The sequence below is a fragment of the Vibrio sp. F13 genome (genome assembly GCF_020806305.2).
Taxonomy (GTDB): domain Bacteria; phylum Pseudomonadota; class Gammaproteobacteria; order Enterobacterales; family Vibrionaceae; genus Vibrio; species Vibrio crassostreae_C.
In genome coordinates, this window is sequence record NZ_CP170175.1 from 1,693,042 (window position 1) to 1,714,530 (window position 21,489).

Consider the following 21,489-nt stretch of genomic DNA (forward strand, 5'->3'; position numbering starts at 1 on the left):
ATCTATCCATGACTATCTAGTCGAAATCCGCGACTAGATAACAAAATTCAGTCTTAAAAAAGGTATTTAGCCAGACTGAAGGAAGACCAAATACCGAAACTTAAATCTATTTCTTAATAATTTGAGAGCCTGAAAAGCTTCAGGCTCTCGATTCTAGCAAGCTAGATTATTTTACAACTAGGTCGCCGAAGTAAGGCATAACCATTGGGTTTACTACGTCTGCTGCACCTACATTAGACTTCGCGCCCCACGCTTCACTTTGCCAGTGTAGCGGTACGAATGCTGCGTCGTTGTAAAGTGTTGCTTCAACGCCTTTCAGCATTTCAGAACGCTTAACTGGGTCAGTTTCAGTGTTAGAAGCTTCTACGATCGCATCCATTTCTGGGTTTGAGTAACCAGAACAGTTGTATTGACCACGGCCAGTTTCTTCGTTACGAGTCATAGTTAGGAACTCGTTGAAGTTAGCTGAATCTTCTGTATCTGAGTGCCAGCCGATCATCATCATATCTGCTGAACATAGGTCAAACTCAGGCCAGTACTGTGCTTTAGGCATAGTCTTAAGATCAACTTTGATACCAATCTTAGATAGCATTGCCGCAGACGCTTGCGCTACTTTCGCATCGTTCACGTAACGGTTGTTTGGTGCCATCATAGTTAGCGTAAAGCCATCTTCGTAGCCCGCTTCTTTCATCAGCTCTTTCGCTTTTTTCAGATCGTAACGAGGAACTAGGTCTTCGTTGTGACCCGCGTAGCCTGTTGGGCTTTGCTGACCAGCGGCTGTTGCGAAGCCTTTCATGATCTTCTTAACGATACCTTCGTTGTTGATTGCGTGAACAATCGCCTGACGAACGCGAACATCTTTAAGTGCTTCGTTGCTGTTTTGGTTCATTTGGAACGTGATTATACGAGTACCAGGTAGCGTCACTAGATCGATGTTCTTAGCGTTTTTAACACGCTTGTGATCGTTTGGTGCTACTGGGTGAATCATATCAACGTCGCCAGAAAGAAGTGCTGCAACACGTGTCGCGTCTTCTTTGATTGGCACAAGTGTTAGCTTGTCTACGTTGCCTTCAGTTTCTGTGTCCCAGTAATCGTTGAAACGCTCGAACGTTACTTTAACGCCTTGCTCACGCTGCGTTACGATAAATGGACCAGTACCTGAAACGTTAGTCGAAGCAAACGAGTTACCGTGCTTAACTAGCTCAGACTTGTCTTTACCTTCCGCTGTTTGGCCAGAGTAGAACTTGCTGTCCATTGGGAAGATGTAAGTTGCTGTTTGTAGTACTAGTGGGTAAGCCGCTTTTGATACTAGCTCAACTGTGTAGTCATCCACTTTTACCATTTTTTCGTATGGCGTGAAGATAGACTTAAAGTCTGGAGAAGCTTGTAGACGTTCAAAAGTCCACACAACATCATCAGCAGTCAGTTCGTTACCAGAGTGGAATTTCACACCTTTACGTAGGTTGAAGCGGAAAGTCGTTTCATCAACACGCTCCCAGCTAGATGCTAGGCGGCCTTCAAAATCCATCTCTTGAGTGAAACGTACTAGAGGGTCAAACACCATGTGAGACATTTGCAGTGTGCCACCAGACAGCTGCTCGTGCGGGTCAAGTGATACTGGGTCAGCTGCGTAGCCAACGGTAATATCTGCTGCTGCTGCACTAAAGCTTAGGCCAGCTGCCATTAAAGCTACTGCTAATTTGCTTTTCATGGTTTTCATTGCATAACTCCTTCATGCGGGAATCCAGATCCCTAGTTGTTGTATTTGCGTCTGTTTATTGTTGTTAGCAAGCTAATCCAGCCTGCTGATTTTTATACCGCGGCTTGTGCCACTGCTTTTTCTTCTCTTAAGCCTGTAAATTCAGGCATTAAAGAAATCAGTTGTTTGCTGTATTCATGCTGAGGTGATTGGAACAGCTGCTCCGTTGGCGCAACCTCCAATAATGTCCCCATCTGCATCACACCAACACGGTCACACATTTGGCGAATAACCGGTAGATCGTGACTGATGAACAGCATGGTTAGGTTTAGCTCGTCTTGTAAGTCTTTTAGTAGGTTAAGAATCTGAGCCTGTACCGACACGTCCAGTGCCGATGTTGGTTCATCACAAATCAAAAGACGTGGGCGAGTCGCCAAAGCGCGAGCGATAGAAATACGCTGACGTTGACCACCTGAGAATTCGTGTGGGTACTTCACCCCAGCCATTTTGCCTAAACCCACGTGCTCTAGCAGGTCGTTCACGATCTGACGAGTTTCATTTTCGTTGCGAGTAAGCTTATGGAATCGGATAGGTTCAGCAATGATGTCGAATATCTTCATTCGAGGGTTCATTGATGTGTAAGGGTTTTGGAAAACCATCTGCATTTGACGACGCATAGGGCGACGTTCTTTTTCAGATTTCAGACCAGTAAGATCAACGCCTTCAAACGTTACCTTGCCTGAGTTTGGTGCGTACAAGCCAGCAATCACACGAGCAATCGTTGATTTACCTGAACCTGATTCACCTACTAAACCAAACGTCTCACCTTCATGCACTTCAAAGCTCACGTTGTTTGATGCTTGAACGTACTCACGACGGCTCTCAAAGAAAGAATCTTTGGTAGTAAAGCGTAAGTTTACGTTCTCAACGTTCAACAGAGGGCCAGTGTAATCACGGTGATCTTGGCTTTGACCTAACCAGTGGTTCTTCACATCCAATGGTTCCATCTCTTGTGCTTCTTCGATGTAGCTAACAAGAGGGAAACGATCGAGTTTGCGATCCGAACGAGGAACCGCAGAGATAAGACTGTGTGTATATGGGTGCTCAGGAGTACCCAGAACTTTCGCTGTTGGGCCAAACTCAACTAAGTCACCACGATACATAACGGCTACGCGGTCGGTAACGTTAGATACCACGCCCATGTCGTGCGTGACCAACATGCAACCTACGTTCTTCTTAATACATAGGTCGCGAATCAAACCCAAGATCTGGTCTTGGATAGAAACATCCAGTGCTGTTGTTGGTTCATCTGCGATGATTAGGTCAGGTTCACCTGCCAATGCGATCGCGATAACCACACGCTGACGCATACCGCCAGAGAATTGGTGAGGGTACTGCTTTAAACGGTTTTCTGGTTGTGGGATACCCACTTGGTTCATCAAGTCTAATGAGCGCTGGTAGGCTTCTTGATCCGAAACCTTCATGTTGGCATGAATCGTCTCTTTTAACTGCTGTTCTACTGTGAATAGAGGGTTAAGAGAAGTCATTGGGTCTTGGAAGATAAAACCAATCTTTGAGCCGCGAACAGAACGCATCTGTTCAGGAGATAAACCAGAGACTTTTTCGCCATCCAGAAATACCTCGCCGCTAGCAATGCGGCCAGGAGGGCTCAGCAAATCGATCACAGCATTACCTACTGTTGATTTACCTGCACCAGACTCGCCTACAACACCAACAATCTCACCACGTTCAATGTTGAACGAAAGTGATTTAACTGCGGCGTGAACTCCATGACGAGATGGGTATTCGATACGAAGATTTTTTACTTCTAAAAGTGACATTACCAGACCTCTACTGCTTTGGCAGCTTTCTGCCCTGTCTGCAAAATTGAATCCATTCTTACCAGAATATTGTTCTGATATTTTATACGGTTGACAATTTGGCAAATAATTCACAGAAAAGCAACAAAAATAGGATAAAAAGTCGACATTAAACGCTTAGCAAGCAAAAGTGCCACATAACTATTCACCAAAAGAGCATATAGTAAGAAAAATCAACATTATATTATCGGCAAGAAATACTCACAAACTCCTTACCACTACTTACTTGTAGAGTTAAAGCCGTGCTTCAAAGCAGATCTCACTACCAGTCACTAAAAACAAATAATTATTCCAAAAAAACAATTAACACTATAGAAACAAGCGCTAATTTTGTTAATTTGAACAAATAAAACAACCAGATAAACGTTAATTAGCCATACATTTAACCATCTGTATTATTTTGGTAAATACAAAACAGACAAACGAAAGGCCTAATAAATCAGAGGAGTTTTTGAACGACCAAATGCGTACAAAGCTGTCAAATTCAGGCCTTAGTGAGCAAATTTAGGGTCAGGTTTCACTTTTCATAAAAGTCTTTAGACCAAACCCATTAATATGTCGAATTATTGAGCACTCCATTTATATAAAATTAGATATAGAAGTGTACATTTGATAAAGAAAGCAACTCTGTAGCAGCACCATTATCAAGCAGATCGTTAGGAATCTGTCTTATATAAGAAGGGGAGATAGATGTAAGAAGCCCCGTCATTTCTGACGCGGACGGCTAGTTGAGGCTTCTTAAGTGATCAGTGAAGAGACATTCTTTGAACATCAGGCGAACCCCACTCTGTTCAAGTTATCTAAGTTTCAGATGTAAAAAAGCCCTAGTCTTTCGACTAGGGCTTCTTAAGGTGGTCGGTGAAGAGGGATTCGAACCCCCGACCCTCTGGTCCCAAACCAGATGCGCTACCAAGCTGCGCTATTCACCGAGACGTTTCGTTTGATTTCTCAAACTGGGAACTTCAAAGAAGCTACCAAAATTAATGGGGTGGCTAACGAGATTCGAACTCGCGACCACCGGAATCACAATCCAGGGCTCTACCAACTGAGCTATAGCCACCACTAATTTTTTATATAACCGCTTAAAAGCGATTATTGAAATAGTGGTCGGTGAAGAGGGATTCGAACCCCCGACCCTCTGGTCCCAAACCAGATGCGCTACCAAGCTGCGCTATTCACCGACTAGTTTTGTATCAACTCTTGGGAATAATGAATCAACACTGGAAGCCGAAGCTACCGATATTTTGTAAAGAAAGAATGGGGTGGCTAACGAGATTCGAACTCGCGACCACCGGAATCACAATCCAGGGCTCTACCAACTGAGCTATAGCCACCATTATTTCTTTTTGCCAATTTCTCACTTACCGAAGTAAGAGACCGGATGGCGCGCCTGAAAGGATTCGAACCTTCGGCCTTTGGCTCCGGAGGCCAACGCTCTATCCAGCTGAGCTACAGGCGCATGCCCTGTCGGCGGAGTGGAATAATACGTATATCACCCAATGCCGTCTAGTACTTTTTTAACTTTTTTTTCTGTTTGGTCTCTTTTTCGACAGTTAATATGTGATAAACCCCTTATTTGAGTACTACAACCCGCCACAGCTTATAAGTTGTTGTTTATTGCAACAACTTATCGGGATATAATCACCCATTATTTACATTGGTTTAACAGTTGCTCTTTACTGCTTAAAGCCAAAACACCCCTCCAACACTATAAATTGGTAAGCATGTACTTACCTTGGGAATGTAAAGTGAGTTTAATGGATATGTCTCGTCGAATTTTAAGCGTTGTCATCGCAGTTCTAACCTTTTCAACTGGTGCAATGGCTTCAGGCCTAAGCGAAGCAGAGCAAGATGCAATTGCTGAGCGCATCAAACCAGTTGGCCAAGTATACCTTGTCGGCAGTGAGCCAGTAGCCGCAGAACCAACAGGCCCTCGTGATGGCGCAGCAGTTTACGGTACCTTTTGTATCGCTTGTCACGCATCTGGCGTAAGTGGCGCACCTAAAACAGGTGATGCTGGCGATTGGGGTCCTCGTATTGCTCAAGGTCGCGATATCCTAGCTGACCACGCAATCAACGGCTTCAACGCAATGCCAGCGAAAGGTTCATGTATGGACTGTTCAGACGATGAAATCAAAGATGCTATCGAGCACATGATTGCTGGTCTGTAATTTACCAATCTGTAATTAAAAATGCCAAATTCAAAAAAGGTGACCAACAGGTCACCTTTTTTATTGTCTTCTATATAGTGCTAATCAATCAGAACATTACTTCTTATTGAACATCGCACGAATGTTAGCAATGTGCGCCTGCCCTTTCTCCATTCGCTCTTCAGCGGACTGTGGCTTCTTCACGCTTTCCCACTCCACATCATCATGTGGTAACTCATCTAAGAAGCGGCTTTGTGTTGGCTTAATCAACTCGCCATACTGACGACGTTCACGACACTTAGTAAAGGTCAGCTCTTTCTGAGCTCGGGTAATACCCACATACATAAGGCGACGCTCTTCCTCTACGTTACCTTCATCAACACTGGTTTGATGCGGCAAGATGCCCTCTTCAGTACCCATAAGGAATACATATGGGAACTCTAGACCTTTCGATGCGTGCAGTGTCATTAGTTGAACTTGGTCTGCATCGTCATCATCTTCACCACGCTCCATCATATCACGCAGTGTTAAGCGTTGAACAACCTCACGAAGTGTTTTCTCTTCTTTATCGTAATTGTCACCCTCGAGGTCAGCCACGATCCAGCTATACAGGTCAGAGACGTTCTTCATTCGCATCTCTGCGGCTTTCGGGCTTGCTGAGGTTTCATATAACCAATCTTCGTAGTTAATATCACGAACCAACGCACGAACCGCATCCACAGTGTTACCACGTTCAGCGTTATCCGAGATACGAACAATCCAATCAGTGAATCGACGCAAGTTTTCTAAACCTCGACCAGTCAGCGTTTGTTCCAAGCCCATCTCAAAGCTGGCTTCAAACAAGCTCTTGCCACGCATATTGGCGTAGCTGCCTAACTTCTCAAGCGTCACCGGACCAATCTCTCGGCGCGGTGTGTTTACAATACGTAGGAAGGCGTTGTCATCATCAGGGTTCACCAACACACGCAGGTAAGCCATGATGTCTTTAATCTCGGCTCTCGCGAAGAAAGAGGTACCGCCAGAGATCTTGTAAGGCACACGGTTCTGCATCAGCGCTTTTTCAATCAAGCGTGATTGGTGGTTACCACGGTAAAGCACTGCGTAATCTTTGTATTCAGTACGGTTCAAAAACTTGTGGGCGATGATCTCGCCGGTAATACGCTCTGCTTCATGCTCTTCATTCTTAGCATTCAGTACCTTGAGCTTTTCACCGTCTGGGATCTCTGAGAATAGTGACTTTTCATAAACGTGTGGGTTGTTGGCGATCAAGATGTTCGCCGCACGTAATATTCGGCTGGTTGAGCGATAGTTTTGCTCGAGTTTGATCAAGCGAAGATTTGGATAGTCCTCACCCAGCAACACCAAGTTTTGCGGTTTTGCACCACGCCATGAATAGATAGATTGGTCATCGTCACCTACTACCGTCAAGCGACCACGCTCTCCCACCAGTAAACGAACCAACTCATATTGGCTGGTGTTGGTATCTTGGTATTCATCGACCAGTAAATAGCGGATACGCGACTGCCAGCGCTCACGCACCTCTTGATTGGTTTTCAGTAGTAATACAGGCATCGCGATCAGATCATCAAAATCGAGTGCGTTGTATGCCTTCATCTGTTTCTGGTACATCTCAAAACAGAATGCAAACAACTGCTCTTGTTCGCCTTGAGCACGTGCTTTCGCCTGATCTGGCGTCAGCATGTCATTCTTCCAATTCGAAATCGCACTCATCAATGCACGCAATAAATCTTTATCGCCATCGATCTGTCTCTCTGTTAGCTCTTTTAACAGAGCTAACTGGTCTTGGTCATCAAACAGAGAGAAGCCAGCTTTTAAGCCCAGTGCTTTGTACTCGCGACGAATAATAGTTAGGCCCATGGTGTGAAACGTCGAAACAATCAGTCCTTTCGCTTCCCCTTTACCCAGAGTTTGTCCAACACGCTCTTTCATCTCACGTGCCGCTTTATTGGTAAAGGTTACCGCTGCAATATTACGCGCCTTATAGCCACACTCTTGAACCAAGTAAGCGATCTTATTCGTGATAACACGTGTTTTACCGGATCCAGCGCCCGCTAATACTAAGCAGGGGCCCGAAACATATTTCACGGCTTCATCTTGTCTTGGGTTCAGTTTCATTTGATTCTCAGTTTGGTCTAGAGGGGCGAATTCAATTGCGCGCCTATAATAATGCTGCAACAGCACGAATGCTACGTTCTCTTATACAAGATTTTTACGCTGAGTATGTAAAACTTTGTTGCACATGTGTGTGGTTATTAGGCTACAATGAATGAACGTTCATTCATTGGTGGTTGAAATATGACAACTCATGCACCTCGGGATAAACGCCAGCAAATACTTTCTGCAGCTGAAAAGCTAATTGCAGAGGTCGGTTTCCAAGGCCTTTCAATGCAAAAATTAGCCAAAGAAGCGGGAGTGGCTGCAGGCACTATCTATCGCTACTTCGATGATAAAGAGCATTTGATAGAAGATGTTCGAATGCTCGTGACTCAAAGAGTAGCTGATGCTGTTCAACAAGGGGTTAATGATTCGGATCCAATTAAACAACGCTACCGTACTATGTGGTTGAACATATGGAACTTAGCAGGAACGAATTTAGCCGCAATAAAAAATCGGGTTCAGTATGACTCTCTACCCATCACAAATAGCCTAAACTTCAGGGAACTAGAACGTAAAATGTTTGCCCAAGTTGAGCTGCTATTTAATGAGGGGAAAGAACAAGGATTGTTTAAACCACTTAACAATGAAGTATTAGGTGGATTGAGCTTGGCGGCTAGTGTTTCTCTAGCACGCAAGCATTCTTTAGGATTTTACCAACTTGATGAGGCAGAACTAGAATCTGCAATCGAAGCCAGTTGGGACGCAATAATTAAACACTAGATTGGAGTTTTGACCATAATGAAAAAGTGGACTTTCTTCATGTTACTCATCGCTGTACTACTTTTCGGCAGCGTTATTGGGTTTAACATGTTCAAACAACAAAAAATTGCTGAGTATATGGCCAACCGCCCTGAACCAGAGTTTCCAGTAACGGTTACTGAAGTTCAGCCGATTGATTGGGTTCCGGTGATTGAAGCTATCGGCTTCATTGAACCAAACCAAGGTGTCACGCTAGCAAACGAAACTAGCGGTGTAATCGACCAAATTTCTTTTGAGTCAGGTACTGAAGTTAAGAGCGATCAACTACTCGTTCGCCTTGATTCAGACGTAGAGAAAGCGAACCTTAAGAGTTCTGAAGCTCGCTTACCTGCAGCAAAAGCTAAGTACAAGCGTTACCAGGGTCTATTCAAGAAAGGCTCTATCTCTAAAGAAGCTTACGATGAAGCAGAAGCTAACTACTTCTCTCTTTCAGCTGATATTGAAAGTCTAAAAGCGTCTATCGATCGTCGCGAAATTCGCGCACCATTCGATGGTACCGTTGGTATCCGCAATGTTTACCTAGGCCAATACTTACAATCAGGTACTGATATTGTTCGTCTAGAAGACACCAGTGTTATGCGCCTACGCTTCACGGTTTCTCAAACTGACATCTCTCGCATCAGTGTGGGTCAAGCAGTTGATATCTTCGTTGACGCTTACCCTGAAATCCCATTTGAGGGCTCTATCAGCGCAATTGAACCTGCAGTAAGCGTGCAAAGTGGTCTTATTCAAGTTCAAGCAGACATTCCAAACAATGATGGTAAGCTTCGTAGCGGTATGTTCGCTCGCGCTAACATCATTCTGCCTAAATTAGAGAACCAAGTAACTCTGCCTCAAACAGCGATTACTTTCACTCTATACGGCGACAATGTTTACATCCTAACTGAAGAAGACGGCGTTCAACGCGTTACTCAACATGTTGTAAAAGTAGGTGAACGTACTGCTGATATCGCACACATCCTTGAAGGTGTGAAAGCGGGCGATACCGTTGTGACTTCTGGCCAAGTACGTCTAAGTAACGGTGCCAAAGTTAAGGTTGTGGAAAGTGATGCAATCACACCACCATCTGAAACACCTATGCTGTAACCGGAGGCACAATGCGCTTTACTGATGTTTTTATTAAACGTCCAGTTCTAGCGGTATCCATCAGCTTTTTGATTGCGCTGCTTGGCTTACAAGCAATCTTCAAAATGCAGGTGCGTGAATACCCTGAAATGACGAATACCGTCGTAACCGTGACCACGAGTTACTACGGTGCAAGTGCCGATCTTATCCAAGGCTTTATCACCCAGCCCCTCGAACAGGCTGTGGCACAAGCGGATAACATCGATTATATGACTTCATCTTCTGTACTCGGTAGCTCTACGATTACCGTTAACATGAAATTGAACACCGACCCGAATGCAGCGCTGTCTGACATACTGGCCAAGACAAACTCGGTTCGTTCTCAGCTTCCAAAAGAAGCGGAAGATCCAACTGTAACCATGTCGACCGGTTCAACAACGGCGGTACTCTACATTGGTTTTACTAGTGATGAGTTGGTGTCGAGCCAAATTACCGATTATCTAGAGCGTGTAATCAACCCGCAGCTATTTACGGTAAACGGTGTATCGAAAGTTGACCTATACGGTGGTATGAAATACGCACTACGCGTATGGCTAGACCCGTCAAAAATGGCTGCAGTTGATCTAACCGCTAGCGATGTGATGTCGGTACTGAATGCCAACAACTACCAATCGGCAACGGGTCAAGCAACCGGTGAGTTCGTTCTCTACAATGGCAGTGCTGATACACAAGTATCAAACACTGAAGAGTTAGAGAACTTAGTCGTTAGAAGTGGTGAAGGTGAGATTATCCGTCTGTCTGACATCGCTAAGGTTTCTCTAGAGAAAAGCCATGACGTTTATCGTGCAAGTGCGAACGGTCAGGAGGCGGTTGTTGCAGCAATTAATGCGGCACCAAGTGCGAACCCAATCAACATCGCTGCAGATGTACTTGAGCTTCTTCCTCAGCTAGAGAAGAACCTTCCAAGCAACATCTCAATGAACGTAATGTACGATTCAACCATTGCGATTAACGAGTCAATTCAAGAAGTTATCAAGACAATTCTTGAGGCGGCATTAATCGTATTAATCGTAATCACATTGTTCTTAGGTTCATTCCGAGCGGTACTGATTCCTATCGTTACTATCCCACTATCTCTGATTGGTGTGGCAATGGTAATGCAGGCGATGGGCTTCTCTTGGAACCTGATGACACTACTGGCAATGGTACTCGCCATCGGTCTGGTGGTAGATGATGCGATCGTGGTACTTGAGAACGTCGACAGGCATATCAAGCTCGGTGAGTCCCCTTTCCGCGCTGCGATCATCGGTACTCGTGAAATTGCGGTGCCTGTTATCGCAATGACACTCACGCTAGGTGCGGTTTATGCTCCAATCGCGATGATGGGCGGTATCACGGGCTCACTATTTAAAGAGTTCGCATTAACCCTAGCCGGTTCTGTATTTGTATCAGGTATCGTGGCACTAACGCTGTCGCCAATGATGTGTTCAAAAATGCTGAAAGCTCACGCTGAGCCGAGCAAGTTTGAGCAGAAGGTTCATAGCGTTTTGGATGGTATGACTAACCGTTACGAGCGTATGCTTGGCGCGGTAATGCAACATCGTCCAGTATTTATTGGCTTTGCTATCATCGTATTTGCAAGTTTGCCGATGTTGTTCAAGTTCATCCCTAGTGAATTAGCACCTTCAGAAGATAAAGGTGTAATCATGCTGATGGGTACTGCACCATCTAATGCAAACTTAGACTTCATGCAAAATACCATGAACGACGTAAACAAGATTCTGTCTGATCAGCCAGAAGTAGCTTACGCGCAGGTGTTCACAGGTGTTCCTAATGCAAACCAAGCGTTTGGTATTGCATCTATGGTTCCTTGGAGTGAGCGTGAAGCAAGCCAATCTGAGGTAGCAAACCGCGTTGGTGGTTTGGTGAAAGATGTTCCAGGAATGGCCGTAACAGCCTTCCAAATGCCAGAACTACCAGGTGCAGGTTCAGGCCTTCCAATTCAGTTTGTTATTACAACGCCAAACAGTTTTGAAAGCTTGTTCCAAATCACCACTGACATTTTGACTGATGTAGCGACAAACCCACTATTCGTATACTCGGATCTCGATCTGAACTACGACTCAGCAACGATGAAAGTACACATCGACAAGGATAAAGCGGGCGCATACGGCGTAACCATGCAAGATATCGGTATCACGCTAGGTACAATGATGTCAGATGGCTACGTAAACCGTATCGACTTGAATGGTCGTTCTTACGAGGTTATCCCTCAGGTTGAACGTAAATTCCGTTTGAACCCAGAATCGATGAATAACTACTACGTACGTGCTGCGGACGGTAATGCTGTACCACTAGGCAGTTTGATTACGATTGATGTTGTGGCAGAACCTCGTTCTCTTCCTCACTTCAACCAATTGAACTCAGCGACGATTGGTGCGGTACCTGCACCAGGTGCGGCAATGGGTGATGCAATTGCTTGGTTTGAAGATACAGCAGCAAATAAACTACCAAGTGGCTACAACCACGATTACATGGGTGAAGCGCGCCAATACGTAACAGAAGGTAGCGCACTTTACGCAACCTTTGGTCTGGCGCTAGCAATCATCTTCTTGGTACTGGCGATTCAGTTCGAATCTCTAAAAGATCCACTGGTTATCATGGTATCTGTACCACTGGCGATCTGTGGTGCCCTAATTGCTCTAGCTTGGGGTGCGGCAACGATGAACATCTACTCACAAGTAGGTTTAATCACGCTGGTCGGCCTGATTACCAAGCACGGTATATTAATCTGTGAGGTTGCAAAAGAAGAACAACTGCATCACCACAAGACTCGTATTGAAGCGGTGATGGAAGCAGCAAAAGTTCGTCTTCGTCCAATTCTGATGACAACAGCTGCGATGATCGCGGGTCTAATCCCACTGATGTACGCAAGTGGTGCAGGTGCAGCTCAGCGCTTTAGTATCGGTATCGTAATCGTTGCTGGTCTAGCGATTGGTACTATCTTTACGCTATTTGTACTGCCAGTGATTTACAGCTACCTAGCTGAAAAACACAAACCTCTTCCTGTATTTGTGGAAGACAAAGATCTAGAAAAACTAGCTCGCGTCGATGAAGCAAAAGCAGCACACAGAGAATTAGCAGATAACAAGTAATCGCTAAGTCGTAAAACAATCAAAAAGGCTACTTCGGTGGCCTTTTTTTATACGCGATAGGCGACATCTCAAGTGTGATTAAATAGAATAGTGATAAATAGTCAGGAGTTTTAATCGATATGTTTGATCCAAAAAAACTAGAGCAAATTGCTAAGCAGATCCACGATTCTATGCCTCAACCAGTAAAAGAGCTTGGTTCAGACGTAGACCAAAAAGTTCGCCAAGTTATCCAAGGCCAACTCAACAAGCTAGACGTTGTGAGCCGTGAAGAGTTTGATGTTCAAACACAAGTACTGCTTCGCACTCGCCAGAAGCTCACTGAAATGGAACAAAAGCTTGCAGAGCTAGAAGCTAAGCTTGCAGACAAGTAAGCACTCAAGCGAGCAAAGATAAGAGGGCTGACGTGAAAACGTCAGCCCTTTTTTATGCACTCGAGTTTTTCGGTCTAGACTCCTAACAACACTCCGAGTCGCGATACATCTTTCCCAATAAACAAAAAGGCTTGGTCAACGGCGACCAAGCCTTTTAATTAGATGTTGTGTTTTTATTTATGACTCCAGTTTTTGGAGCTCTTTAAATTTGTTCGATGTTATCGAGTTAAGAGATTAACCGCCTACTGCGATGCGCTTCATGTCGCTCATGTAGCTACGTAGCTCTTCACCGATGTACTCAACTGGGTGGTTACGGATAGCTTCGTTAACTTCGATTAGTTTAGCGTTATCTACTTGGTTAGATACTTCACCTAGACCACGACCGATTACGTCTGTTGCTACTGAAGGCATGAACTTCTCACGTAGTAGTGGTGTTGCAACGTTAGCGAACAGGTAGTTACCGTATTCAGCAGTATCAGAGATTACAACGTTCATTTCGTATAGGCGCTTACGAGCAACCGTGTTCGCGATTAGTGGAAGCTCATGTAGAGACTCGTAGTATGCAGACTCATCGATGATGCCAGATGCTGTCATTGCTTCGAACGCTAGCTCAACACCCGCACGAACCATAGCAACAAGTAGGATGCCGTTGTCGAAGTACTCTTGCTCTGAGATTTCTACGTCAGAAGCTGGGTAGTTTTCGAATGCAGTTTCGCCTGTCTCTTCACGCCAGCCTAGTAGGTTCACGTCATCGTTCGCCCAGTCAGCCATCATTGTGCTAGAGAAGTGACCAGAGATGATGTCATCCATGTGCTTGTTGTAAAGCGGACGCATTAGGTCTTTAAGCTCTTCAGAAAGCTCAAACGCTTTAACTTTAGCCGGGTTAGATAGGCGATCCATCATGTGAGTTACGCCACCAAACTTAAGTGCTTCAGTAATCGTTTCCCAACCGTATTGTAGAAGCTTGCCTGCGTAGCCAGGTTCGATGCCATCAGCAATCATCTTCTCGTAAGATACGATAGAACCCGCTTGTAGCATGCCACAAAGGATAGTTTGCTCACCCATCAGGTCAGATTTAACTTCTGCTACGAAAGAAGACTCTAGGCAACCTGCACGGTGACCACCAGTACCTGCAGCCCAAGCTTTAGCGATATCCCAACCTTCGCCTTTAGGGTCGTTTTCTGGGTGAACAGCGATAAGTGTTGGTACACCGAAGCCACGTTTGTACTCTTCGCGAACTTCAGAGCCTGGACACTTAGGTGCAACCATTACTACAGTAAGGTCAGCACGTAATTGCATGCCTTCTTCCACAACGTTGAAGCCGTGAGAGTAACCAAGAGCAGCGCCTTGCTTCATTAGAGGCATTACTGTTTCAACAACGTTTGTGTGTTGCTTATCAGGAGTAAGGTTGATTACTAGGTCTGCTTGAGGGATTAGCGTTTCGTAGCTACCCACAACAAAGCCGTTTTCATCAGCATTTTTGAATGATTGACGCTTTTCATCAATTGCCGCTTGGCGTAGAGCGTAAGATACGTCTAGACCAGAATCACGCATATTTAGACCTTGGTTTAGGCCTTGAGCACCACAACCAACAATTACGATTTTCTTACCTTCAAGGTATTCAGCTTCTGTCGCGAATTCTTCACGATCCATAAAGCGGCAACGACCTAATTGGTCTAGTTGTTCACGAAGGTTTAATGTATTGAAATAGTTAGCCATTCTAGGGCACTCCTTTAAAAATAAGTCCGTAAGGTCGATATCTCTCTATCGAATGACTTCATACTAAAACAGACACTCCGTTGCTGAAAGTGATATATTCACAATTAGTTATTGCAATAAATGCAACATGGAAACGATCGCAGAACATGAACATAAAATCTCTACAATTATTTATACATTTATGCGACAGCAAGAGTTTCAGCAAAACCGCTGCTGCTATGCACGTCAGTCCTTCAGCGCTGAGCCGTCAGATACAAAAGCTTGAAGAGGAAACAGGACAAGAACTGCTAATCAGAGACAACCGCAGTGTTGATCTCACTCCAGCAGGAAAGCACCTATTGCCAGTAGCATTAAGCATCGTTGGAGAGTGGCAGCAATACAATCTTCACCTGAAAGGTGGTGAGCAAGAACTTAAAGGTGAAATTCGCATATTTTGCTCGGTAACGGCTAGTTACAGCCACCTACCTGAGCTCATAACCGAATTCAGAGCTATTCATCCGTACATTGAATTTAAGCTCTCTACAGGCGATCCGGCTCAATCCATCGACAAGATTTTAAATGATGGAGCAGATATTGCTATCTCAGCGAAGCCAGACATTCTTCCCTCAAGATTAGAGTTCGAAACCATCAGCGATATACCACTGTCAGTCATCATCCCATCCGGTGTGAGTAGTTTTAGCCAGCAGCTGCAATCAGATAAACCAAACTGGAATGAAGTACCTTTTATCATCCCAGAAGCAGGTACTGCACGAGAACGTGCGAACGCGTGGTTCAAAAAGATGAAGATAAAACCCAATATTTACGCTCAGGTATCTGGTCATGAAGCGATCGTCAGTATGGTTGCCCTTGGTTGTGGTGTTGGTATTGCGCCAGACGTTGTAATCAACAACAGTCCTGTGAGAGATAAAGTCGACCGCTTAAAAATAGAGCCAATCAAGCCGTTTGAATTGGGAGTGTGCTGTAAGCGATCGCAGTTAGAAAATCCATTAATTAGAGCATTTTGGCAGGTAGCTGAAGGTAAATACCTCCAAGACTAGTTATCTATAAGTGATAACAAGCCGGTGTGGAGTCACAGATAAAGAGCACGTTATACCAATTAAAGTAAAAATGTGATCTAATTAAGATTGATGAATTATTGTGAAATTTAGCCATGGATAGCCTTAATAACACTGACTTCAAAAAGCTTGCGAGCCAGCAAAAAACCATTCAGATGAAGATGCGTTTACTTGCGCTCGCACACTTTAAAGACGGCCTCTCTCGTACACAAATTGCAAAATCTCTCAAAGTCAGTCGAACCAGTGTCAATAAATGGGTTCGGATTTTTTTTGAAGAAGGCCTAGAAGGACTTCAAGAAAAACCTCGGACTGGTAGGCCTGCATACCTCACCGATGAGCAGCGGGCTCAACTCAAAAGAAGCTGAATCACCTTCTGGTGGCCGCCTTGTTGGAAGCGATATACATGACTACATCGTTAAACACTTTGACAAGCACTACCACCCTAATTCCATCTATTATCTCCTCGACCACATGGGTTTTTCTTGGATAACTTCTCGTTCCAAACACCCTAAACAATCACAGCAAATACAAGACGATTTTAAAAAAATTCCAAATCGAAACAATCCTTAAGATCCCCGGCCATATTGGGCTAGAGAGTGTTGATGTCTGGTTTCAAGACGAAGCTAGGTTTGGTCAGCAGAATACAACAACACGTCTTTGGGCTACTCGTGGAACGAGACCTCGCGTAGTAAAACAGCAGCAATTTGAATACGCTTATTTGTTTGGCTCAGTGTGCCCATCGAGAGGGATTGGTGATACCAATTAAAGTAAAAATGTGATCTAATTAAGATTGATGAATTATTGTGAAATTTAGCCATGGATAGCCTTAATAACACTGACTTCAAAAAGCTTGCGAGCCAGCAAAAAACCATTCAGATGAAGATGCGTTTACTTGCGCTAGCACACTTTAAAGACGGCCTCTCTCGTACACAAATTGCAAAATCTCTCAAAGTCAGTCGAACCAGTGTCAATAAATGGGTTCGGATTTTTTTTGAAGAAGGCCTAGAAGGACTTCAAGAAAAACCTCGGACTGGTAGGCCTGCATACCTCACCGATGAGCAGCGGGCTCAACTCAGTGCCTTCATAAAAAAAGAAGCTGAATCACCTTCTGGTGGCCGCCTTGTTGGAAGCGATATACATGACTACATCGTTAAACACTTTGACAAGCACTACCACCCTAATTCCATCTATTATCTCCTCGACCACATGGGTTTTTCTTGGATAACTTCTCGTTCCAAACACCCTAAACAATCACAGCAAATACAGGACGATTTTAAAAAAATTCCAAATCGAAACAATCCTTAAGATCCCCGGCCATATTGGGCTAGAGAGTGTTGATGTCTGGTTTCAAGACGAAGCTAGGTTTGGTCAGCAGAACACAACAACACGTCTTTGGGCTACTCGTGGAACGAGACCTCGCGTAGTAAAACAGCAGCAATTTGAATACGCTTATTTGTTTGGCTCAGTGTGCCCATCGAGAGGGATTGGTGAGGCAATGGTCGTCCCTTGGGTTAACAAAGACATCATGATAAACCATCTAGAGCAGATATCTAAAGTCACAGAAAAAGACCGTCATTCAGTGGTAATAATGGATGGCGCAGGATGGCATACCGATGATATTGCTAACCCATTTGATAATGTCAGTATTATCAAATTGCCGCCATACTCACCAGAGCTTAACCCTATAGAGCAAGTGTGGAGTTGGTTAAGGCAACACTATCTAGCAAACCAAAACTTCATTGATTATAACGATATTGTTTCGAAGGTCTGTAGCGCTTGGAATGGATTTCTTGAGTGCAAAGATCGCGTCACAAAAATGTGTACAAGAGATTGGACTGACCTGATCAGTTAATTTTCCGGATTGGTATTAGTACTCTTTTTTGTTTTTCTACACAGATATGAAAAAAGCCCGCTGATTTCTCAGCGGGCTTTTCAATGGTGGTGGAGGGATAGGGATTTGAACCCTAGAACCGCTATTAACGGTTGCCGGTTTTCAAGACCGGTGCTTTCGACCACTCAGCCATCCCTCCAACAAATTGTCATCAACAGATTAGTACACTGTAGATGTTGTTACATGTATACACAGGTAACGATATTTAAAGCCTGGCGATGTCCTACTCTCACATGGGGAAACCCCACACTACCATCGGCGCTATTGTGTTTCACTTCTGAGTTCGGCATGGAATCAGGTGGGTCCACAATGCTATGGTCGCCAAGCAAATTTTGCTTTTACTTTCAGCTTTTTTAAAAACTGAAGGCAAAATAATCTGGAAAACTGATTTAAAAGTCTCTTTCAAACTCATTCAAGCGTTTGGTATTTCTTTGAGTCCACAAAACCCCTTGGGTGTTGTATGGTTAAGCCTCACGGGCAATTAGTACAGGTTAGCTCAATGCCTCGCAGCACTTACACACCCTGCCTATCAACGTCGTAGTCTACGACAACCCTTTAGGACACTTATAGTGCCAGGGAAAACTCATCTCAAGGCTCGCTTCCCGCTTAGATGCTTTCAGCGGTTATCGATTCCGAACTTAGCTACCGGGCAATGCCATTGGCATGACAACCCGAACACCAGAGGTTCGTCCACTCCGGTCCTCTCGTACTAGGAGCAGCCCCTTTCAATTTTCCAACGCCCACGGCAGATAGGGACCGAACTGTCTCACGACGTTCTAAACCCAGCTCGCGTACCACTTTAAATGGCGAACAGCCATACCCTTGGGACCGACTTCAGCCCCAGGATGTGATGAGCCGACATCGAGGTGCCAAACACCGCCGTCGATATGAACTCTTGGGCGGTATCAGCCTGTTATCCCCGGAGTACCTTTTATCCGTTGAGCGATGGCCCTTCCATTCAGAACCACCGGATCACTATGACCTGCTTTCGCACCTGCTCGAATTGTCATTCTCGCAGTCAAGCGGGCTTATGCCATTGCACTAACCACACGATGTCCAACCGTGTTTAGCCCACCTTCGTGCTCCTCCGTTACTCTTTGGGAGGAGACCGCCCCAGTCAAACTACCCACCAGGCACTGTCCGTAATCCCGATTCAGGGACCAACGTTAGAACATCAAAACTACAAGGGTGGTATTTCAAGGACGACTCCACCACATCTAGCGACGCGGTTTCAAAGTCTCCCACCTATCCTACACATGTAGGTTCAATGTTCAGTGCCAAGCTGTAGTAAAGGTTCACGGGGTCTTTCCGTCTAGCCGCGGGTACACTGCATCTTCACAGCGATTTCAATTTCACTGAGTCTCGGGTGGAGACAGCGTGGCCATCATTACGCCATTCGTGCAGGTCGGAACTTACCCGACAAGGAATTTCGCTACCTTAGGACCGTTATAGTTACGGCCGCCGTTTACCGGGGCTTCGATCAAGAGCTTCGACCGAAGTCTAACCCCATCAATTAACCTTCCGGCACCGGGCAGGCGTCACACCGTATACGTCATCTTACGATTTTGCACAGTGCTGTGTTTTTAATAAACAGTTGCAGCCACCTGGTATCTGCGACTCTCGTCTGCTCCATCCGCAAGGGACTTCACTGATAAGAGCGTACCTTCTCCCGAAGTTACGGTACCATTTTGCCTAGTTCCTTCACCCGAGTTCTCTCAAGCGCCTTGGTATTCTCTACCCGACCACCTGTGTCGGTTTGGGGTACGATTCCTTACAATCTGAAGCTTAGAGGCTTTTCCTGGAAGCATGGCATCAATGACTTCACTACCGTAGTAGCTCGACATCGTATCTCAGCGTTAATAGCGGTCCGGATTTACCTAAACCACCCGCCTACGTACTTGAACCTGGACAACCGTCGCCAGGCCCACCTAGCCTTCTCCGTCCCCCCATCGCAATTGTAAGAAGTACGGGAATATTAACCCGTTTCCCATCGACTACGCCTTTCGGCCTCGCCTTAGGAGTCGACTTACCCTGCCCCGATTAACGTTGGACAGGAACCCTTGGTCTTCCGGCGAGGGAGTTTTTCACTCCCTTTATCGTTACTCATGTCAGCATTCGCACTTCTGATACCTCCAGCAGCCCTTACAGACCACCTTCAACGGCTTACAGAACGCTCCCCTACCCCACATACCCTAAGGTACGTAGCCGCAGCTTCGGTGTATAGCTTAGCCCCGTTACATCTTCCGCGCAGGCCGACTCGACCAGTGAGCTATTACGCTTTCTTTAAATGATGGCTGCTTCTAAGCCAACATCCTGGCTGTCTGAGCCTTCCCACATCGTTTCCCACTTAGCTATACTTTGGGACCTTAGCTGGCGGTCTGGGTTGTTTCCCTCTCCACGACGGACGTTAGCACCCGCCGTGTGTCTCCCGGATAGTACTTACTGGTATTCGGAGTTTGCAAAGGGTTGGTAAGTCGGGATGACCCCCTAGCCTTAACAGTGCTCTACCCCCAGTAGTATTCGTCCGAGGCGCTACCTAAATAGCTTTCGGGGAGAACCAGCTATCTCCAGGTTTGATTGGCCTTTCACCCCTAGCCACAAGTCATCCGCTAATTTTTCAACATTAGTCGGTTCGGTCCTCCAGTTGATGTTACTCAACCTTCAACCTGCCCATGGCTAGATCACCTGGTTTCGGGTCTAATCCTAGCAACTGTACGCCCAGTTAAGACTCGGTTTCCCTACGGCTCCCCTAAACGGTTAACCTTGCTACTAAAATTAAGTCGCTGACCCATTATACAAAAGGTACGCAGTCACACCACGAAGGTGCTCCTACTGCTTGTACGTACACGGTTTCAGGTTCTATTTCACTCCCCTCACAGGGGTTCTTTTCGCCTTTCCCTCACGGTACTGGTTCACTATCGGTCAGTCAGTAGTATTTAGCCTTGGAGGATGGTCCCCCCATATTCAGACAGGATATCACGTGTCCCGCCCTACTCGTTTTCACTGATTATGATGTGTCGGTTACGGGGCTATCACCCTTTACTGCGAGACTTTCCAGACTCTTCACCTGCATCATTAAAAGCTTAAGGGCTAATCCAATTTCGCTCGCCGCTACTTTCGGAATCTCGGTTGATTTCTCTTCCTCGGGGTACTTAGATGTTTCAGTTCCCCCGGTTTGCCTCCTGTTGCTATGTATTCACAACAGGATACTTACTTATGTAAGTGGGTTTCCCCATTCAGGAATCCCAGACTCAAAAGGTTATTACTACCTAATCTGGGCTTATCGCAAGTTATTACGCCTTTCATCGCCTCTGACTGCCAAGGCATCCACCGTGTACGCTTAGTCACTTAACCATACAACCCGAAAGGGTTTCTATTTGCTTTCACTTTAAAAAGTGAAGACAAATAAGCGTATGGCAACTAACCAAGGTTTTTGGTTGTCATTAAGAAGGGTTAATTCTCAATGACTGTTTGCCGGACTCAATTGTGAATCAAACTAAGTTTGATTCGAATACAAGACACTTGAATGTGTTTGTTGTGTTTATCTAATGAAAGATAAACATTGAG

The 21,489-nt window shown here is 45.2% G+C and carries 13 protein-coding genes, 6 tRNA genes and 2 rRNA genes; 9 read left to right on the forward strand and 12 right to left on the reverse strand.

What is annotated here, in order from left to right:
• Positions 1 to 166: 166 nt before the first annotated feature.
• The 7 genes from LMH68_RS07695 to LMH68_RS07725 form a co-directional block, all read right to left on the reverse strand.
• On the reverse strand, positions 167 to 1,720 hold the full coding sequence (locus LMH68_RS07695) for an ABC transporter substrate-binding protein (RefSeq protein ID WP_017631993.1): 1,554 nt from the start codon (positions 1,718 to 1,720) through the stop codon (positions 167 to 169).
• Positions 1,721 to 1,812: 92 nt separating this feature from the next.
• Positions 1,813 to 3,540 carry a dipeptide ABC transporter ATP-binding protein gene (locus LMH68_RS07700; protein ID WP_017060132.1) on the reverse strand — a complete coding sequence of 576 codons (1,728 nt, stop codon included), beginning with the start codon at positions 3,538 to 3,540 and terminating at the stop codon, positions 1,813 to 1,815.
• Positions 3,541 to 4,431: 891 nt separating this feature from the next.
• Positions 4,432 to 4,508 (reverse strand) — tRNA-Pro (locus LMH68_RS07705).
• 55 nt (positions 4,509 to 4,563) lie between these two features.
• A tRNA-His gene (locus LMH68_RS07710) sits at positions 4,564 to 4,639 on the reverse strand.
• Positions 4,640 to 4,683: 44 nt separating this feature from the next.
• A tRNA-Pro gene (locus LMH68_RS07715) sits at positions 4,684 to 4,760 on the reverse strand.
• 77 nt (positions 4,761 to 4,837) lie between these two features.
• Positions 4,838 to 4,913: transfer RNA gene (locus tag LMH68_RS07720), tRNA-His, on the reverse strand.
• A gap of 48 nt (positions 4,914 to 4,961) precedes the next feature.
• A tRNA-Arg gene (locus LMH68_RS07725) sits at positions 4,962 to 5,038 on the reverse strand.
• Between the two features lie 298 nt (positions 5,039 to 5,336).
• On the opposite strand from LMH68_RS07725, the gene LMH68_RS07730 reads away from it, so the two are divergent.
• Positions 5,337 to 5,750, forward strand: a complete 414-nt coding sequence (locus tag LMH68_RS07730) for a c-type cytochrome (protein WP_009848079.1) — start codon at positions 5,337 to 5,339, stop codon at positions 5,748 to 5,750.
• A gap of 96 nt (positions 5,751 to 5,846) precedes the next feature.
• On the opposite strand, the gene rep is transcribed toward LMH68_RS07730, so the two are convergent.
• Positions 5,847 to 7,865 (reverse strand): DNA helicase Rep, encoded by a 2,019-nt coding sequence (rep, locus tag LMH68_RS07735; RefSeq protein ID WP_229648035.1) that lies wholly within the window; start codon positions 7,863 to 7,865, stop codon positions 5,847 to 5,849.
• A 180-nt stretch (positions 7,866 to 8,045) separates the two neighbouring features.
• Between rep and LMH68_RS07740 the strand changes: the two genes are divergently transcribed.
• From LMH68_RS07740 to ubiK, 4 genes are all read left to right on the forward strand, one after another.
• Positions 8,046 to 8,627: a TetR/AcrR family transcriptional regulator gene (locus LMH68_RS07740; protein ID WP_017061961.1), complete on the forward strand. Its 582-nt coding sequence runs from the start codon at positions 8,046 to 8,048 to the stop codon at positions 8,625 to 8,627.
• An 18-nt stretch (positions 8,628 to 8,645) separates the two neighbouring features.
• The gene (locus tag LMH68_RS07745; RefSeq protein WP_061033076.1) at positions 8,646 to 9,752 is read left to right on the forward strand and encodes an efflux RND transporter periplasmic adaptor subunit; all 1,107 of its coding nucleotides are present in this window, start codon (positions 8,646 to 8,648) and stop codon (positions 9,750 to 9,752) included.
• A gap of 11 nt (positions 9,753 to 9,763) precedes the next feature.
• Positions 9,764 to 12,886 (forward strand): multidrug efflux RND transporter permease subunit, encoded by a 3,123-nt coding sequence (locus LMH68_RS07750; protein ID WP_210449409.1) that lies wholly within the window; start codon positions 9,764 to 9,766, stop codon positions 12,884 to 12,886.
• Positions 12,887 to 13,005: 119 nt separating this feature from the next.
• The gene (gene ubiK / locus LMH68_RS07755; protein ID WP_004740921.1) at positions 13,006 to 13,257 is read left to right on the forward strand and encodes a ubiquinone biosynthesis accessory factor UbiK; all 252 of its coding nucleotides are present in this window, start codon (positions 13,006 to 13,008) and stop codon (positions 13,255 to 13,257) included.
• A gap of 234 nt (positions 13,258 to 13,491) precedes the next feature.
• On the opposite strand, the gene ilvC is transcribed toward ubiK, so the two are convergent.
• A complete protein-coding gene (gene ilvC / locus LMH68_RS07760) occupies positions 13,492 to 14,976 on the reverse strand; it encodes a ketol-acid reductoisomerase (protein ID WP_229648036.1) in 1,485 nt (494 codons plus the stop codon).
• A 146-nt stretch (positions 14,977 to 15,122) separates the two neighbouring features.
• Here ilvC and ilvY point away from each other — a divergent pair, with 146 nt between their 5' ends.
• The 4 genes from ilvY (at position 15,123) to LMH68_RS07780 (ending at position 17,883) form a co-directional block, all read left to right on the forward strand.
• Positions 15,123 to 16,013 carry an HTH-type transcriptional activator IlvY gene (ilvY, locus tag LMH68_RS07765; RefSeq protein WP_065583844.1) on the forward strand — a complete coding sequence of 297 codons (891 nt, stop codon included), beginning with the start codon at positions 15,123 to 15,125 and terminating at the stop codon, positions 16,011 to 16,013.
• A gap of 113 nt (positions 16,014 to 16,126) precedes the next feature.
• Positions 16,127 to 16,396 (forward strand): helix-turn-helix domain-containing protein, encoded by a 270-nt coding sequence (locus LMH68_RS07770; RefSeq protein ID WP_413754931.1) that lies wholly within the window; start codon positions 16,127 to 16,129, stop codon positions 16,394 to 16,396.
• Positions 16,365 to 16,601, forward strand: coding sequence for a helix-turn-helix domain-containing protein (locus LMH68_RS07775; protein WP_413754933.1), 237 nt, complete (start codon positions 16,365 to 16,367; stop codon positions 16,599 to 16,601). The genes LMH68_RS07770 and LMH68_RS07775 overlap by 32 nt, the downstream gene beginning before the upstream one ends.
• Before the next feature lie 246 nt (positions 16,602 to 16,847).
• A protein-coding gene (locus LMH68_RS07780) for an IS630 family transposase (protein ID WP_141707904.1) occupies positions 16,848 to 17,883 on the forward strand; the annotation gives its coding sequence in 2 pieces (ribosomal slippage) (positions 16,848 to 17,306 and positions 17,308 to 17,883; 1,035 coding nt in all).
• Positions 17,884 to 17,970: 87 nt separating this feature from the next.
• Here LMH68_RS07780 and LMH68_RS07785 read toward each other — a convergent pair.
• The 3 genes from LMH68_RS07785 to LMH68_RS07795 form a co-directional block, all read right to left on the reverse strand.
• Positions 17,971 to 18,061, reverse strand: a tRNA-Ser gene (locus LMH68_RS07785).
• Between the two features lie 71 nt (positions 18,062 to 18,132).
• Positions 18,133 to 18,248 (reverse strand): 5S ribosomal RNA (gene rrf, locus LMH68_RS07790).
• Between the two features lie 134 nt (positions 18,249 to 18,382).
• Positions 18,383 to 21,276, reverse strand: a 23S ribosomal RNA gene (locus LMH68_RS07795).
• Positions 21,277 to 21,489 lie beyond the last annotated feature (213 nt).

What these genes read in the sequence shown, in the direction of transcription:
- LMH68_RS07695 (WP_017631993.1), bottom strand. Translation starts at nt 1,720, where the DNA reads ATGAAAACCATGAAAAGCAAATTAGCAGTAGCTTTAATGGCAGCTGGC.
- LMH68_RS07700 (WP_017060132.1), bottom strand. Translation starts at nt 3,540, where the DNA reads ATGTCACTTTTAGAAGTAAAAAATCTTCGTATCGAATACCCATCTCGT.
- LMH68_RS07730 (WP_009848079.1), top strand. Translation starts at nt 5,337, where the DNA reads ATGGATATGTCTCGTCGAATTTTAAGCGTTGTCATCGCAGTTCTAACC.
- rep (WP_229648035.1), bottom strand. Translation starts at nt 7,865, where the DNA reads ATGAAACTGAACCCAAGACAAGATGAAGCCGTGAAATATGTTTCGGGC.
- LMH68_RS07740 (WP_017061961.1), top strand. Translation starts at nt 8,046, where the DNA reads ATGACAACTCATGCACCTCGGGATAAACGCCAGCAAATACTTTCTGCA.
- LMH68_RS07745 (WP_061033076.1), top strand. Translation starts at nt 8,646, where the DNA reads ATGAAAAAGTGGACTTTCTTCATGTTACTCATCGCTGTACTACTTTTC.
- LMH68_RS07750 (WP_210449409.1), top strand. Translation starts at nt 9,764, where the DNA reads ATGCGCTTTACTGATGTTTTTATTAAACGTCCAGTTCTAGCGGTATCC.
- ubiK (WP_004740921.1), top strand. Translation starts at nt 13,006, where the DNA reads ATGTTTGATCCAAAAAAACTAGAGCAAATTGCTAAGCAGATCCACGAT.
- ilvC (WP_229648036.1), bottom strand. Translation starts at nt 14,976, where the DNA reads ATGGCTAACTATTTCAATACATTAAACCTTCGTGAACAACTAGACCAA.
- ilvY (WP_065583844.1), top strand. Translation starts at nt 15,123, where the DNA reads ATGAACATAAAATCTCTACAATTATTTATACATTTATGCGACAGCAAG.
- LMH68_RS07770 (WP_413754931.1), top strand. Translation starts at nt 16,127, where the DNA reads ATGGATAGCCTTAATAACACTGACTTCAAAAAGCTTGCGAGCCAGCAA.
- LMH68_RS07775 (WP_413754933.1), top strand. Translation starts at nt 16,365, where the DNA reads ATGAGCAGCGGGCTCAACTCAAAAGAAGCTGAATCACCTTCTGGTGGC.